The organism is Streptomyces sp. CY-1, assembly GCF_047218265.1.
Lineage (GTDB): Bacteria > Actinomycetota > Actinomycetes > Streptomycetales > Streptomycetaceae > Streptomyces > Streptomyces niphimycinicus.
In genome coordinates this window covers 10,660,254-10,674,601 of sequence record NZ_CP178393.1, presented here as the reverse complement: position 1 = coordinate 10,674,601, position 14,348 = coordinate 10,660,254, and the positions used below count along the sequence as shown (strand labels likewise).

The following is a 14,348-nucleotide window of genomic DNA, read 5'->3' as shown; positions in this document are numbered from 1 at the left end:
GACGGAGCGGTCCTCTCGGTTCTGCGGAGTGGCGGACTGCGCGGGATGGGATGCGGTGGCGGATGCGGCGGGGTGTGCCCGTCAGGCGTACTGGGCCAGCTCTTTGACGAGGGCTTCGCTGAGCGCGTCGATGGTGGGGTTGTCCCACAGGAGCGTCGGGTCGAGGGAGACGTCGAAGTGGTCCTCGAGCTCTCCGGCGACGGACAGCACGTACAGCGAGTCGAGTCCGTAGTCGGAGAGCCGCACGCTGGTGTCGATGGTGTCGGCGGGCCGCTCCAGGTGGGAGGCGATGCAGTTGGTCAGCCACTCCCGCAGGCTCTCGACGGTGTGCTGCTCGGCGTGGGGGTCGGACATGGGTGTCTCCTCTGCGTCGGGGGTCGGGTGTCCGGGCGCGGCGGCTAGGGACGGTCGGGGAGGGGGCGTTCGGCCAGGTCGAAGGAGTGGCCGGTGTCATAGCGGCGGTCGAGCTCCGCGAACAGGTGGTCCAGGGCGGCCTGCGGCGGCCGCGGTGTCCCTCGCCCAGGTGTGATGAGTGCGGCACGTGTGATGAGTGCGTGGCCGGGCGCCGCGCCGAGCAGTTCGGGGTCGCACAGCGCGGTGACGGCCGGTGCGGTCGTGAGGTCCGCGACGGTCATGCCGCTGAGTGGTGCGGCGGCGACGGCGGGCTCCGGCAGCCGGTCCGGTCGGCCGTCCGCCGCTCGGCCGTCCGCCGCGAAGAGCGCGCTCTGCATCTCGTTCAGCAGCAGGTGGAAGGCGGGCTGTTCGCCCTCCCTGATGTAGAAGCGCGACCCCATGGCCAGCGAGAGGCGGTCCATCGCACCCTGGAGCACGCGCGGTACGAGGATCCGGACCACTCGGTCGTGGGCGTCCGGCCGGGCGGGGAAGGCATCGGTGTTCCGGACGGCGAGTGTGGTCAGCGTGTCGCACACCAGCAGGTCGGCGTAGGCTCCGGCGAGTACCGCGCGCAACTGGGGGATGTCGATGGCCGCCGCGCCGTACAGGCGCCGGGCCCGCAGATGGCGCAGCGTCATGCGCAGGCCGGAGTCCAGGGTGCCGACGGCGATCGCGCCGACCGTCACGGCGCCGCTCCCCCACTGGGCCCCACCGCCGGACCGGGTGAGCGTGGGCGATCTGCGGTACCCGGCGCGCAGGGCGTGCATCAGCGACTCCGGGTCCACATCGCCGCCGTCGACGCCGTCCACGCGGAAGGGCTCACCGGCCGGTGGCTGTCCGGCCTCCCGTGCGGCGAGGATCGCCCGGAAGCCGTTGGGGTTCGTGGTGTCGTAGGGGTCGCCGAGGCGCTTCTCCACGGTGGTGGCGAGAGCGACGGAGCCGGTGGTGGTGGTCACGAGGCGGCCCCCTCCTGGGAGCTGGTCGGCTCCACGTGGTCGAGGAGCGAGTGGAAGGGGGCGGACGGGCGGGCGAGGACCGCGTCGGCGAGGTCGTCGAAGACGGTGCGGTCGGCTTCGTCGACGGGCTCCTCCAGGTCGGTGAGCGCCTTGACGAGACAGGCGGTCAGCGCGGTCTCCGCGAGGGGGCCCTGAGCGCGGGCGGCGGCGCGCAGCCACAGGTGGAGCGCCGAGGCCGCCGCGAAGCACGACTCGAACCGCTCGGCGAACCCGAACGCGTGGCCGGGGACGGCGCGGGGCGAGAACCGGACCGCCGCCAGGTCCTGGTGGAGCCGGTCGGACACCTCCAGGAGCCGCCCGGCCAGAGTGGTGAGCGCCGTGGAGGCGTGGCCACGTGCGGCCAGCTCGCGCAGCTCGCCGACCGCCGACGGCAGGCCGGCCATGACGGAGCAGCCGCCGCTGGAGACCAGGCCGAAGTCGCCGGGCCGCATCGGGCGCAGCGGGGCCCGCGGATCCGTGGCCTCGGCGAGGCCCTCCGCGTCCCACCGGCCCTTGGCGTAGCCGCGGGCGATGCGGGGGAACTGCTCGATGAGGGCGCTGCGGTTGACCAGGCTGCTGCCGTCGAAGATGCCGATGATGCGGTGGTCGCGTTCCACCTTGGCGAATCCGGTGTGCGGGTCGTCGGGGCGGAGCAGTCCGTACGGGCCGAGGAGGTGCAGCAGGCGCGCGATGAGGGCGTCGACCTCGGCGGGCACATATGCCTTCGCGGCGGCGGAGATGACGCTCATCTCGCCGGCCAGCGCGTGCGGGGAGCGCGCCGCCACCACGCCGGTGGCGTCGGCGAGCAGCAGGCCCGCGGCGGCCTCGCCCAGCTCCCGCCGCACGTACGGATCCCGTGCGAGCCCTCCGCCGTCCTGGGCCACGAACTCGGCGGCCAGCGCGAGCGCATGGTCTCCCGCGCCCAGTGACATCGCGACGCAGCCGGTCCGGGAGAGGTGCAGCGCCTTGAGGATGATCTCGATGCCCGCACCGACCCGCCCGATGAGCGCGTCCTCGGGCAGTGGCGCGTCGTGGAAGGCGATGCCGCTGATGTCCGCGCCCCGGATGCCGTAGGTGGGCACCTTGGACAGGTGGGTGAAGCGTTCCGGGGCGAGGCGGGACTTGTCCACGAGGAAGAGGCTGAAGCCGCGCGGTCCGCCGTTGTCGTCGGTGCGGGCGAGGACGGTGACCAGGCCGGCCCGGGTGGCGGAGTTGATCAGCCACTTCTCGCCGGACAGCAGCCAGCCGCCGCCCGGGGCGGGCCTGCCGGTCAGCTCACCGGCCATCAGATCGCTGCCGTGGTGGCGTTCGGTCAGGGCGCAGGAGACGGTCGTGCCCTCCGCTATCCGCTCTCCCAGCCGGCGGGCGGCCTCCGGCTCTCCCGCGATCCAGGTGGCGGCGGCCCCGAGATAGGTCTTCCCGTGCGAGGCGGCCACGGTCAGGTCGATCCGGGACACGGCCCGCAGCAGCCCCATGACGACGTCGAAGCTCTCCAGCGCGCCGCCGTGCTCGGCCGGTACGTAGTAGCGCCGCAGTCCGAACGCGTCGAGCGCCTGGCATGCCTCGGCGGGAAACGCCTCCGTCCGGTCGAGTTCGGCGAGCGCCTCGGGTGCGAAGGGCTGCCCGGGTACGGTGAGCTCGCCGAGCAGCCGGGTGAGCCGCTCGAGGGGCGCGGCGCAGGGGTTCTGGGCCGGGGTGGCCGGGGAGGCGGCGGTCGGGGAGGCGGTGGTCATACGGCGGCTTCCTGGGGCTCGGGTAAGGGGCGCAGCAGGCTCTGCTCGTAGACCGCGTAGGTGGGCCGCAGCTCGCCGGCGCGGAACAGGTCGCGCATCGCGCGCCGCTGGATCTTGCCGCTGGTGGTGCGGCGTACTCCGCCGGGGCGCAGCAGCAGGACCGCGCCGACGGGGGCGCCGAATTCGCGGGCGACGGTGAGCCGCATCTCGGCGGCGAGTTCGCGCAGCCGTTCCTCGTCCTTGATGCCGCGCACCTCGTGGGTGACCACGAGTACGTCATCGCCCTGCGGGCCCTCGCCCGGTACGGCGAAGCAGGCGCCGACGAGGTTGCCCAGTTCGGGCCACTGGGTGCGCAGTTCCTGCTCGATGTCCTGCGGGTAGAGGTTGCGGCCGCGCAGGTTGAGGACGTCCTTGATGCGGCCGGTGATGTGGAGTTCGCCCTCGTACAGGACTCCCAGATCTCCGGTGCGCAGCCAGTCGGTGTCGCCGTCGGCGGTCGTGGCGTGGAACTCGGCCTCGTTGGTGGCCTCGCGGTTCCAATAGCCCTGGCCGACGATGCCACCGCGGATCCAGATCTCGCCGACGTCGCCGTCGAGCAGGACCTGCTGGGTGTCGGGTTCGACGATGCGCACCTCGGCGCCGAGCGGCGGACCACAGCCGACGACGGCGCGGGCGGGCTCGTCGGGGGCCGCGGGCCGGAACTCGTGGCGTTCCAGGAGTTCGGCGGAGACGTGGCGCACCCGGGGGGCGGTGCCGGCGGCCCCGGCGATGAAGAGGGTCGCCTCGGCCATGCCGTAGCAGGGGGTCAGTGCGTCGGCGCGCAGTCCGTGGCCGGTGAAGCGCCGCTGGAATCGTTCGAGTACGGCGGCGCGTACGGGTTCGGAGCCGTCCAGTGCGTGCCGCCAGCGGGACAGGTCCAGGCCCTCGCTCTGGGCTTCGGTGACCCGTCGGCTGCACAGGTCGTAGGCGAAGTCCGGTGCCGCGGACGCCTCGACACCATAGCGGTCGACCATGTGCAGCCACAGATGGGGGCGTTTGAGGAAGGTGGTGGGGCTCATCAGGACGGTGGTCGACCCGAGCAGCAGTGGCGGGAGGATCGAGCCCATCAGCCCCATGTCGTGGAAGTGCGGGATCCATCCGCCGATGGGGGTGGTGTCGTCCAGTTTCAGCGAGTCGGCGAGGTTGGCGGTGTTGTGCAGCACATTGCCGTGGCTGATCATCACGCCTTTGGGGTCGCCGGTGGAGCCGGAGGTGTACTGGAGCACGGCGAGCGTGTCGTGTCCGGCGGGCGTCATCGTCCATGCGTCCGGATCGGCGGCCTCGCCGTCGTCGGTGACCAGGAGGGGAAGGCTGTCGAGTCCCTCCTCGGCGGCCCACGCCTCGATGTCGGCGCGGGTGGCGGAGTCGGTGAGGATCGCCACGGCGCCCGCGTCGTCCGCGATGCGCCTGACCCGGTAGCGCTCGTGCCGGTAGCGGCCGGGCAGGGACGAGGGAACCGCGACGGCGCCCGCGTACAGACAGCCGAGGAAGGCGATGAGAAAGGCCAGCCCGGCGGGGTACAGCAGGACGACGCGGCCCCCCGGCGGGACATGGGCGCGGAGCCGTACGGCGACGCTCCTGGCCTGTGCGTCGAGTTCCGCATAAGTGAGCCGTTGCGCTCCGTCGGTGCGCAACGGGTCCGTCACGAATACGGCCGCCGTCTTTTCCGGACGGTTTTCCGCATGCTCCCGGAGCACTGCGTCAACGGTGGGGGCGGTGACGATTCCCGCCATATCCGAGGCCCTGCCCTTCGTGTCCGCGAACTGAGTTTCCAGATGCCGATCCGGCACTGTCGTGCATTTCTACCGAGGGGCCGCAGGCGGGGAAAGGCGCTGACAACAAATTGCACCGCGCACCCCATCCCCTCGTCACAAAACCGACCAAAACGCCCGCATCTCACCGCGGTTCTCGTGCGCACCGGCCAGTACTGGCCATGAAACGCCCCGTCGGAGCCAATTCCGCGCGATAGAGTCGAAGCGCATTCGTTCCCCATGGACGACGCAGCCATCCGATACCACCGCGCTCAGTCATCGCGTAGCCGGTCATGACGGCGGATTCTTTGATCCTGCCTTTCTTCGACAACCGCTCCAGGAATTTGGCGCACCGTGCCACGCACCAGCGGGCGCACCACTCCCGGAGGAAATTCATGACCCGTAGCACGTCATTACCGGACGGCGGCGCCTTCGCTCCCGCCTGGCACGGCAGCAGCCCCCCGGCACAACTGCTGATCCTCACCCAGCGGTCGCTCAAGGCCCATCTCGCACACCGCCGGACCCTGATCCTCGCCATGCTCCAGCCGGTCTTCATGCTGCTGCTGCTCAGCGAGGTCTTCGGCAGCATCGTCGACCTCGACCACCTGCCCGACGGCGTCTCCTACCTGGACTATCTGCTGCCCGCGCTGCTGGTGACCACGGGCATCGGCCCCGCGATCGCCTCCGGTATCGGCCTGGTCCGGGACATGGACAACGGCGCGGTGGCACGGCTGCGCACCCTGCCCATCCATGCGCCGCTGCTGTTGTTCGCCCGCAGCTTCGCCGACCTGCTGCGCACCACCGCACAGCTCGCGATCCTGCTCGTGGTGGCCGTGGTGTTCATGGACGCCGACCCGGCCGGCGGCGTCGTGGGCCTGGTGGCCGCGCTGCTGCTGACCTGTGTGGTGGTGTGGGCGATGACCTGGCTCTTCCTGGCGCTGGCGGCCTGGCTGCGCAGTGCGGAGGCGCTCCAGAGCATGGCCTATCTGGTGACGTTCCCGCTGATGTTCGCCTCCAGCGCCTTCGTCCCGGTGGACCGTATGCCGGGCTGGCTTCAGGTCCTGGCGATCCTCAACCCGCTGTCGTACGCGATGGACGCCTCACGCTCTCTCTGCCTCGACCAGCCGCTGGGCGCCCAGGTGTGGTCCGCTCTGGGCGCGAGCGCCCTCGTGGCGCTGTTCGGGGCGAGCGCGGCGGTGTGGGCGTTCCGGCGCCCCCTGGTCTGAACTCGTCCTCCCCTTCTCACCCCCTCCCCCTCATGAGACGAAACGGAGAGCCCTCATGCCCGAGCAGCGAGACGCCCCGCGGCGGCTGGACGCCGCCCCCGGGCCCGGCACCGACGCCGCGGCCTGGGCCACCGAACACCGCGAGGAGATACGGGACCTGGTGGCCCGGCACGGTGCCCTGCTGGTCCGCGGGCTGGGCCTGGACGGCCACCAGCACGCCGCCGCCGTGGTCCGCGGGATCATCGGCGAAGGCATGGCCGAGCGCGAGGGGTTCGCGCCCCGCGAGGAGTTCGGGCCGGGACTGTACTCCTCCTCGCACTGGCCGGCCGACCAGCCCATGTGCATGCACCACGAACTCAGCTACGCGGCCGAGGCGCCCCGGCTGATGGTCTTCGCCTGTGTCACCCCGCCCGCTGTCGGCGGAGTCACGGCCGTCGCCGACGCCCGTGCGGTGCTGCGTGATCTGCCGGACGAGCTCGTCGAGCGCTTCGAACGCCACGGCTGGGTGCTGACCCGCCACTACAACCCGTTCGTCGGGATCGGATGGGAGGACGCGTTCGGCGCCAAGAACCCCGACGAGGTGGAGCGTTACTGCGCCGACCACGGCATCGAGGTGCGCTGGGACGCCGATGGCGGCCTGCGCACCCGGCAGACCCGCCAGGCCGTCATCACGGATCCCGAATCGGGCGAACGGTGCTGGTTCAACCAGATCGCGTTCTTGAACGAGTGGACGATGGCCCCCGAGGTGCGTGAGTTCCTCACCGCGGAATTCGGCCCCGACGGGCTGCCGTTCAACACCTTCTACGGTGACGGCTCACCCCTGGACAGCGCCACCGTCGACCTCATCAACGCGGTCTACGAGAAGCACACGGTGCGCGAGCCCTGGCAGCGGGGCGACCTGCTGGTCATCGACAACGTCCGGATGGCGCACAGCCGCGAGCCCTACCGTGGCGACCGCGAGATCGTCGTCGGCCTCGGCGAACCGTTCCGTCCGTAATTGCTGGTCCCTGGTCCCGGGTCCCGGAGACCAGGGCCGACGGGCCACGGATGAGGGGGCGTACCCGGGCGGACCCGGGTACGCCCCCTTCGTCACTGGTCCCGCGGCGTGGACGGCGCGCAGCCGGACCGTACCAGCGCGGCGGTCTCGGCCGGCCGGGTGCGGACGAAGTAGTGGCCGCCCTCCGCCAGTTCGTGGAGGGTGATCCGGTCGGAGATCGCCTTCCAGCCGCCGTACTCCTCGGTGATGGCCGCCGTGGCGGCGTCGTCCCGTGCGACCACCACCTCCACCGGGGCATCGAGGCGGTACGCCTCCGGGTCCTCGCCCACCGCGCGCAGATGCCGGCCGGCGGTCAGGACGTCGTGCTGGTAGGCGCGGGCCACCACATCGGCGCGCTCCGTCCCCAGCTCCTCCAGCTCCGTGTACACCTCTCCGGCCCGCAGCCGGGACAGCAGGCTCTGGTCGTCCGCCGTGGCCGCCCGGGTCATCTCGGCGGCGAGCGTCTCGGTGTCCCCCAGCAGCAGCGCGCCGATATAGACGCGTTCGACGGGCCGGCCCGCCTCCGCCAGCAGCCGCGCCGTCTCCAACGCGGCGGCCACACCGGTGGAGTGTCCCCACACCGATACCGGCGTGGGGACATGGGCGACGATCTCGTCCCGTACCCACTGGGCCAGGACGGGGACGTCCTCCATCGGCTCACCGTCGCCGGCGAAGTCATGGCCGGGCGGCTCCACACCGAGCACCGCGATGCCGTCGCGCTGGAGTTCGGCGGCCAGGGGCCGGAAGTTGACGGCGTTGCCCCCCGCGAAGGGGAAGCACACGAGGGTGTGGTGCGGGTCCGGCACGGCGGACAGCGGCTGGAGCAGCCGGGTCGCCACGGGGCGGGCGAAGGCGCCGCCGTCGCGGGGTTCGAGCACCGCCGCGCAGTCGGCGAGCACCGGGTGGGCGGCCAGGTCCTTCAGCGACAGCGCCCGGTCGAGCCGGACCAGGAGCCGCACCGCGGCCAGCGAGGTGCCGCCGAGTTCGAAGAAGTCGTCGGACCGGCCGATGCGCTCTCGCGGTACGCCGAGGACGTCGGCCCACAGTTCGGCCAGGCGCCGTTCGGCGGGGGTGGCGGGCGGGATGTGGGCGGGGCGTCCGGCCGTTTCCGCGGCGGGCCGGGCCAGCGCCTTTTTGTCGATCTTCCCGTTCTCGGTGAGCGGCAGCCGGTCCACCCGGTGGATATGGGTGGGCACCATGTAGTCGGGCAGGACGGTGGCGAGGAAGTCGCGCACGCCCTCCGCGGTCACCTCCTGCGAACCGCTGAAGAAGGCGACGAGGACGCGCTGTTCGCTGGTGTCGCCCTCGGTGACCACCGCCGCCTCGCGGACACCCGCCATGGTCAGCAGCTTGTTCTCGATCTCGCCGATCTCGATGCGGAAGCCGCGGATCTTGACCTGTGCGTCGCGGCGCCCCAGGAATTCGAGGCGGTCCTCGGGGAGCCACCGGCCGAAGTCACCGGTCCGGTACATCCGGCTGCCCGGCCGGAACGGGTCCGGGACGAACGCCTCCCGGGTGCGCTCCTCGTCGTTGATGTAGCCACGGCCCACGCACACCCCGGAGAACGCGATCTCGCCGGGGGTGCCCAGCGGCACCAGCGCCAGATTCTCGTCGAGCACATAGGTGTTGACGTTGCGCAGCGCGCGGCCGACGGTCACGAAGTCGCGCTCCGGGACGCCGTGCAGCACCTCGTGCATCGGGTCGTCCGATGTCTCGGTGGCGCCGTAGGCGTTGACCAGTTGGACATCGGGGCAGGCGGCGAACCAGCGCTGCACCAGTTCATAGGTGAGCGCCTCGCCCGTCACCGACACCGAGCGCAGGGGGCCGAGCGGGCGGGGGTGCTGCTCCAGGTGGGTGAGGAGGACTTCCAGATAGGACGGGACGACCTGCATCACGGTGACCCGGCCCTCGACGATCTCCTCGACGAAGGCGGCGACATCGAGCTGGGTGCGGGTGTCCATGATCCGTACGCTGCCGCCGGTCAGCAGCGGCGCGGCGAACTGCCACAGGGAGATGTCGAAGCACTGCGAGGCGATCTGGGTGACCACATCCCCGCCACCGGCCGTCATCCCGGTGTCCTCGATCTTCGCGTACAGGTGGTTGAGGAAGCCCGCGTGCTCGCACAGGGCTCCCTTGGGGCTTCCGGTGGAGCCCGAGGTGAAGTAGATGTAGGCGGCCTGTCCGGGCGTCAGCGACACGCTGGGCGGCTCGGTGTGGCCGCCGCGCGCCAGGACGCGGGTCACCGACAGCCGGGTGAGCGGGGCGGCCAGCCGGGCGGAGACCGCACGCACCAGCGCCTCGCTGCCCGGCTCGGTCAGCGCGACGGCGCAGGCGCTGCGCTCCAACTGGGCGACGACCCGTTCGACCGGGAAGTCCGGCCGCACGGGCAGATAGACACCGCCCGCCGTGAAGACGCCGAGGGCGGCCGCGATCCACTCCGGGGTGCGGTCCATGACGACCGCGACCACGTCCTCGGGCCCCACCCCGGCCTCGAGCAGCGCGTGCGCGATCCGGTTGACCCGCCGCGCCAGCTCCCGATAGGTCCACCGGACCGTGCCGTGCTCGACCGCGATGGCGTCCGGGCAGCCGCGGGCCCGCTCCTGGAACAGGTCGACGAAGGTCGCGTCGGGCAGTTCGACGGTGGGGCCCGCGAGCCCGTGCAACTGCTTCTCGGACTCCTCGGGTGACAGCAGGCTCGGTGACTCGTGCCGCCCGTGCGGGGCGTCCGCGAGATGCCGCAGCGCGGCGAGGTGGTATCCGGCGAGGCGCCGCGCGTAGTCGCCGTCGATCGCGGCACGGTCGTACAGCACCCGCAGCGACAGGCCGTGTTCGTCGCGCGTCCAGGCCACGCGGAGCACCGCACCGTCGTCCGGGACGGCGGGCGAGCCGTCGTCGTGGGCCGGAGCCTGGGCCGGCCCGTCCCGGTGCTCCGCCAGCCCGGACAGGTCCAGCACGGCCTCGGGCCGTACGCCGGCCGCGGGCCCCAGGCCCTTCAGCGCCGCGTGCGCGTGTGCCGCCAGCTCCGCCCAGGTGGTCTCGGCGACGGACAGGGCCAGCGGACGCGCGGGGCCCGGCCCGTCCTGTGGCACACAGCCGGTGAGCAGGTCCCGCTCGGCGGTCACGGTCGAAAGGACCCGGGCGTGACCGGCGAGCAGCAGGGCGGCCAGGGGGATGTCCAGTTCCCCGGCCGTACGTTCCAGGGCGCCCGTGAGCTCCGCGTCCAGGCGGGTGCCATGGACCCCGGTGCCCGTATCCGTGGCGGAGGGTAAGGTCCACCGGGGAACGCGGGTGAACGCCTCGGTCTTCGCGCCGTCTCTCATCAGCCTGCGACTCCTTCATCCGGCAGCGCCGGCTCCTCCAGCTCGATCCTGATCAGGCCCGCGGCGGCCGCCGCGCGGTCTCCGGCCTGCTCCCCGTCCGTCCCGGTGGCGACGACGCAGCCCAGGCGGTCCTGGAACGAGTTCGTCACCCGCACCGTCCGTCCGGGCGCGGTGCCGATCGCGACGGCCACCACGCCGGGGGCCGCCTGGGCGGCCTCGACCCCGCCGATGCCCGTGACCCGCCCCTCGCGCTCGTTGCGCAGGAAGCGGACCGCGGCGTGCCCCCGGCCCGGCCGCGTGGGCGTCCGGCTCTGTCCGGCCGCGCGGGCGATCGCGGCGTCGACGAGGTCGATGCCGAGGGCGGCCCGTACGGCGACGGGGATCATGCCGCCCGCGAGCCGCGGGTTGACCTCGATGACGACGGGGCCGGCCGCGGACATCCGCAGTTCGGTGTGGGCGGCACCCCAGCCGAGGCCGAGCGCGGCAAGCGCCCGCAGGGCGGTGCCGCCGAGCGCGGTGGCGACGGCGTCGGGCACGGGTGCGGGCACCTGGTGTCCGGTCTCCACGAAGTACGGCCGGGGCCCGATGTGTTTGGCGACGACGGTGACGACGGTGTTGTCGAAGGTCTCGACCGAGAACTCCGGCCCTTCGACGGCCCCCTGGACCAGGATCCGGGCCGGCACCGGATTGCCGCGTTCGTCGGTGGAGCGGCCGAGCAGTTCCTCCGCCCACTGCCTGGTCTCCTCCCGGTCCCGGCACAGCCGGACACCGACCGAGCCCGAGCCGAGGACCGGCTTCAGCACGACCGGGTGGCCGATCCCGTCGGCGGCGCGCACCGCGTCGGCCACCTCACCGACGGCCACGCCGGCGGGCACCGGGACACCAGCCGCCGCCAGCGCGGCGACCTGCGTCTCCTTGTCCCGGCACCGGGCGATGGCGTCCCCGTCCGCCGCGGGCAGGCCGAGCTTGGCCGCCGCATGGGCGGCGGTGGACACGAAGTACTCGGAGCTGGACGCGATTCCGGCGAGCCCGCCGTCCAGTACGAGCCCGGTGCAGCAGTCCACCACCGCGGCCAGGTCACCGGTGTCCAGGAGCCTGGTGTCGATGCCGTCCTGCTCGACGTACACATAGCGGGCCGGGTCGCGGGTCAGCAGCACCGGCCGTAAGCCTCGTGCCCGCGCCGCCGCGCAGAACTCCCGCCCCGTTCCGGTGGTGTTGCTCTCCACGAACGCGAGCCAGGGCCCGCTCGTCCCGTTCTGCCCGGTCACCGTTCTCCGTCCTTCGCCGCCGTGGTTCCGTGGCCCGTCAGGAGCGCCTCGACCGCGGCGTCCAGCCTCCGCTCCGCGTCCCGCGTCCGCCCGCGGTGGTCGGCGAGCCGTCGCCCATGGGCGGTGAGCCGCTCCCGCAGGACGCCCACGGCCGCGTCGGACTCGCCGGGGCCGCCGCCGCGGTCATGTGCCGCGACGACATCACGCAGGGAGGACAGTTCGGTGGCCGTACCGGTGGGGGCCCCGTCGGGCAGCGCGATCTTGGTGAGTTCCGTTGCCCCGCTCTCGATCGCCTCGCGCACGGCGGCGCCCACGATGTGGTGGGCGGTGCGGAACGGAACCCCCTGTGCCACCAGTCTGTTGGCGATCACGGTGGCGGTCACGAAGCTCTCCGCCGTACGCCGTTCCATCCGCTCCGCCACCGGGCGGGCGCCGCTGACGAGCACCTGGGCGAGGAGGACGGAGTCCCGTACGGCGGCCAGCGCGGGCCAGGCCGGAGCCACGGCCTCGGTGCCGACCTCGATGGAGTTGGTGAACGGCGCGGACTTCATGGCGGAGGCGGCGGCCGTCCAGGCGCCGATGGCCGCGCCGGCCTTGGCCTTGACGTGCTCCAGCAGGAACGCGTTGCGCTTCTGGGGCATGGCCGAGCTGCCGCCGACGAGCCGTTCGGGAAACTCGATCAGCCCGAACTCCTGGGTGCTCCACAGTTGCAGGTCGGTGGCGAGCCGGCTGAGCGTCACCCCGGCCGAGGACGCGGCGGCCAGCGCGCGCAGCAGCGTGTCCCGTGCGGCCACCGCGTCGATCGCGTGCAGCGGTGAGCCGTCGAACCCCAGCAGGGCGGCGGTGCGCGCCGGTTCGATGGGCAGGTCCGTCCCGGAGACCGCCCCGGCGCCCAGGGGGCAGCGGTCCAGTTCGTCCAGCGTCTGGCGCAGCGCGGTGATGTCGCGATCGAGCGCGGTGGCTATTCCGCACAGGTAGTAGCCGTAGCTGACCGGCATGGCCGGCTGGAAGTGGGTGTAGATGGGCATCACCACCTCGCGGTGGGCGCGGGCCCGGGAGAGCAGGACCGCCTGAAGCCTCAGCACCTCGCCGAGCAGATCGGTCAGTACGGAGCGCAGCCGCATCGCGGTGACGGTCGCCTTGATGTCGTTGCGGGAGCGTCCGGTGTGCAGCTTTCCGCCCACGTCGGCGCCGAGCTCGGACACGAGGTGGCCTTCGTACATCAAGTACAGGCCGCGCGGCGCCGGCAGCCCGTGCAGACTGCCGAAGCCCTCCGCACGCAGCCGTGTGATGCGCTCCAGGAGCGCTGTGGCCGTGTCGGCGGGCAGCAGTCCGCACTCGGTGAGCATGACCACATGTGCCATGTCGATGGTGCTGATGGGTTCGAGTTCCCCGCGTATGGCGCCGGGATCCGGTTCGCCGTAGACGACGCGGCGGGTGCGCGGGCCGAGGATGTGGGTGAGCCGTCCGGTGGAGCTCACGACAGGGCCCGCTCGGCGAGGGGGTGCGTCACCCGGGGCACGACGCCGGGCACCTCCTCGTAGGAGCGGCGGCCCCAGACGAGTCGGGTCCAGCGGTCACCGGCCTCGGCGGGGGACGCGACGGTCACCGGCTCGGTGGGACGCTCGGCGAGCAGTTCGCCGTTCGCGGCGAGCCACGCGTCGTCGTAGACGGTGGCCTGATAGCGGTATCCCTCGTCGGGCAGGATCACCACACAGAGTCCGTCCGGGTTCTTCGCCGCCCACCATTGGGCGACCAGATGGGCGGCGCCGCTGGTGGGGCCCTGGAAGAGGGCGGATTCGGCGTGCAGGGCCCGGGTCTGGGCGTATGCCTCGGCCGCGCTGCACCAGTGGATTTCGTCGAAGAGGGTGTGGTCGAGGTTGGCGGGCCACAGGCTGTTGCCCAGGCCGCGCAGCGAGCGGGGCCCGTCGGGCTGGCCGAACAGCACGCTGCGGTGGCTGTCGACGCCGATGATCTGGGTGTGCGAGCTGTATTCGCGCAGGCCGCCCCCGGTGCCACACATCGATCCGGCGGTGCCGACGGTGCCGACCAGGCAGTCGACGGTGCCGAAGGTGCGCACGAGCTGATCGGCCACCACGTGGTACGAGCGGGCGTTGTCCGGGTTGTTGTACTGCTCGGGGCAGAAGGTGGACGGCAGCGAGGCGCGGATCTCCGCCAGCTTGGTCAGCCGGGCTCCCTGATACCCGCCGACCGGCGCGGGCTCCAGGCACATCTCCACCTTGGCGCCGAGGTCGGTCAGTCTGCGGTGGAGGTTGTCGTCGATCGCGGGGTCGCTCACCAGGATCAGCTCACGCTCCATCAGCGCCGCCTGCATCGCGAGGGAGAGTCCGAAGGTGCCCGAGGTGGTCTCGACGATCACGGTGTCCTCGGTCAGCTCACCGCGTTGCAGCGCGCGGCGCAGGATGTACTGCGCGGGCACGAGTTTCATCAGGGTGAAGACCGCGCCGTACAGATTGGGGCCGAGCCGGATGAGGCGTGGCAGCATCTGGGCCTCGGTGATGGAGCGGTAGGTCAGTGCGGACAGCGGCATGGAGACTCCTCGGAATCCGGGGGCGGACCGCGGATC

10 protein-coding genes are annotated in these 14,348 nt (G+C 72.3%); 2 read left to right on the top strand and 8 right to left on the bottom strand.

All coding sequences use genetic code 11. From position 1 onward, the window contains the following. Positions 1-81: 81 nt before the first annotated feature. Genes ACK1X7_RS45130 through ACK1X7_RS45115 form a run of 4 tightly spaced genes read right to left on the bottom strand, consistent with a single transcriptional unit; the run spans position 82 to position 4,893 of the window. Entirely contained in the window at positions 82-354 is a 273-nt protein-coding gene (locus tag ACK1X7_RS45130; protein ID WP_361512881.1) for an acyl carrier protein, read from the bottom strand. 44 nt (positions 355-398) lie between these two features. After that, complete coding sequence (locus ACK1X7_RS45125; RefSeq protein WP_413116666.1) at positions 399-1,349, bottom strand: hypothetical protein; 951 nt, start codon at positions 1,347-1,349, stop codon at positions 399-401. Beyond that, on the bottom strand, positions 1,346-3,121 hold the full coding sequence (locus ACK1X7_RS45120; RefSeq protein ID WP_413116665.1) for an acyl-CoA dehydrogenase family protein: 1,776 nt from the start codon (positions 3,119-3,121) through the stop codon (positions 1,346-1,348). The genes ACK1X7_RS45125 and ACK1X7_RS45120 overlap by 4 nt, the downstream gene beginning before the upstream one ends. Further along, positions 3,118-4,893, bottom strand: coding sequence for a fatty acyl-AMP ligase (locus ACK1X7_RS45115; RefSeq protein ID WP_413116664.1), 1,776 nt, complete (start codon positions 4,891-4,893; stop codon positions 3,118-3,120). The genes ACK1X7_RS45120 and ACK1X7_RS45115 overlap by 4 nt, the downstream gene beginning before the upstream one ends. A gap of 413 nt (positions 4,894-5,306) precedes the next feature. Here ACK1X7_RS45115 and ACK1X7_RS45110 point away from each other — a divergent pair, with 413 nt between their 5' ends. After that, positions 5,307-6,137, top strand: coding sequence for an ABC transporter permease (locus tag ACK1X7_RS45110; RefSeq protein ID WP_216344490.1), 831 nt, complete (start codon positions 5,307-5,309; stop codon positions 6,135-6,137). A gap of 55 nt (positions 6,138-6,192) precedes the next feature. After that, positions 6,193-7,134: a TauD/TfdA family dioxygenase gene (locus ACK1X7_RS45105; RefSeq protein ID WP_413116663.1), complete on the top strand. Its 942-nt coding sequence runs from the start codon at positions 6,193-6,195 to the stop codon at positions 7,132-7,134. A 92-nt stretch (positions 7,135-7,226) separates the two neighbouring features. Here the strand turns inward: ACK1X7_RS45105 and ACK1X7_RS45100 are convergent, their stop codons facing one another. The 4 genes from ACK1X7_RS45100 to ACK1X7_RS45085 are packed head-to-tail and all read right to left on the bottom strand — an operon-like array spanning position 7,227 to position 14,312. Further along, on the bottom strand, positions 7,227-10,493 hold the full coding sequence (locus ACK1X7_RS45100) for an amino acid adenylation domain-containing protein (RefSeq protein WP_413116662.1): 3,267 nt from the start codon (positions 10,491-10,493) through the stop codon (positions 7,227-7,229). Further along, a complete protein-coding gene (locus ACK1X7_RS45095; protein ID WP_413116661.1) occupies positions 10,493-11,761 on the bottom strand; it encodes an ATP-grasp domain-containing protein in 1,269 nt (422 codons plus the stop codon). The genes ACK1X7_RS45100 and ACK1X7_RS45095 overlap by 1 nt, the downstream gene beginning before the upstream one ends. Then, positions 11,758-13,242 (bottom strand): argininosuccinate lyase, encoded by a 1,485-nt coding sequence (gene argH, locus ACK1X7_RS45090; RefSeq protein WP_413116660.1) that lies wholly within the window; start codon positions 13,240-13,242, stop codon positions 11,758-11,760. Before argH ends, ACK1X7_RS45095 begins: the two co-directional genes overlap by 4 nt. Continuing rightward, positions 13,239-14,312, bottom strand: a complete 1,074-nt coding sequence (locus tag ACK1X7_RS45085) for a pyridoxal-phosphate dependent enzyme (RefSeq protein WP_382959611.1) — start codon at positions 14,310-14,312, stop codon at positions 13,239-13,241. The genes argH and ACK1X7_RS45085 overlap by 4 nt, the downstream gene beginning before the upstream one ends. Positions 14,313-14,348: the final 36 nt, after the last annotated feature.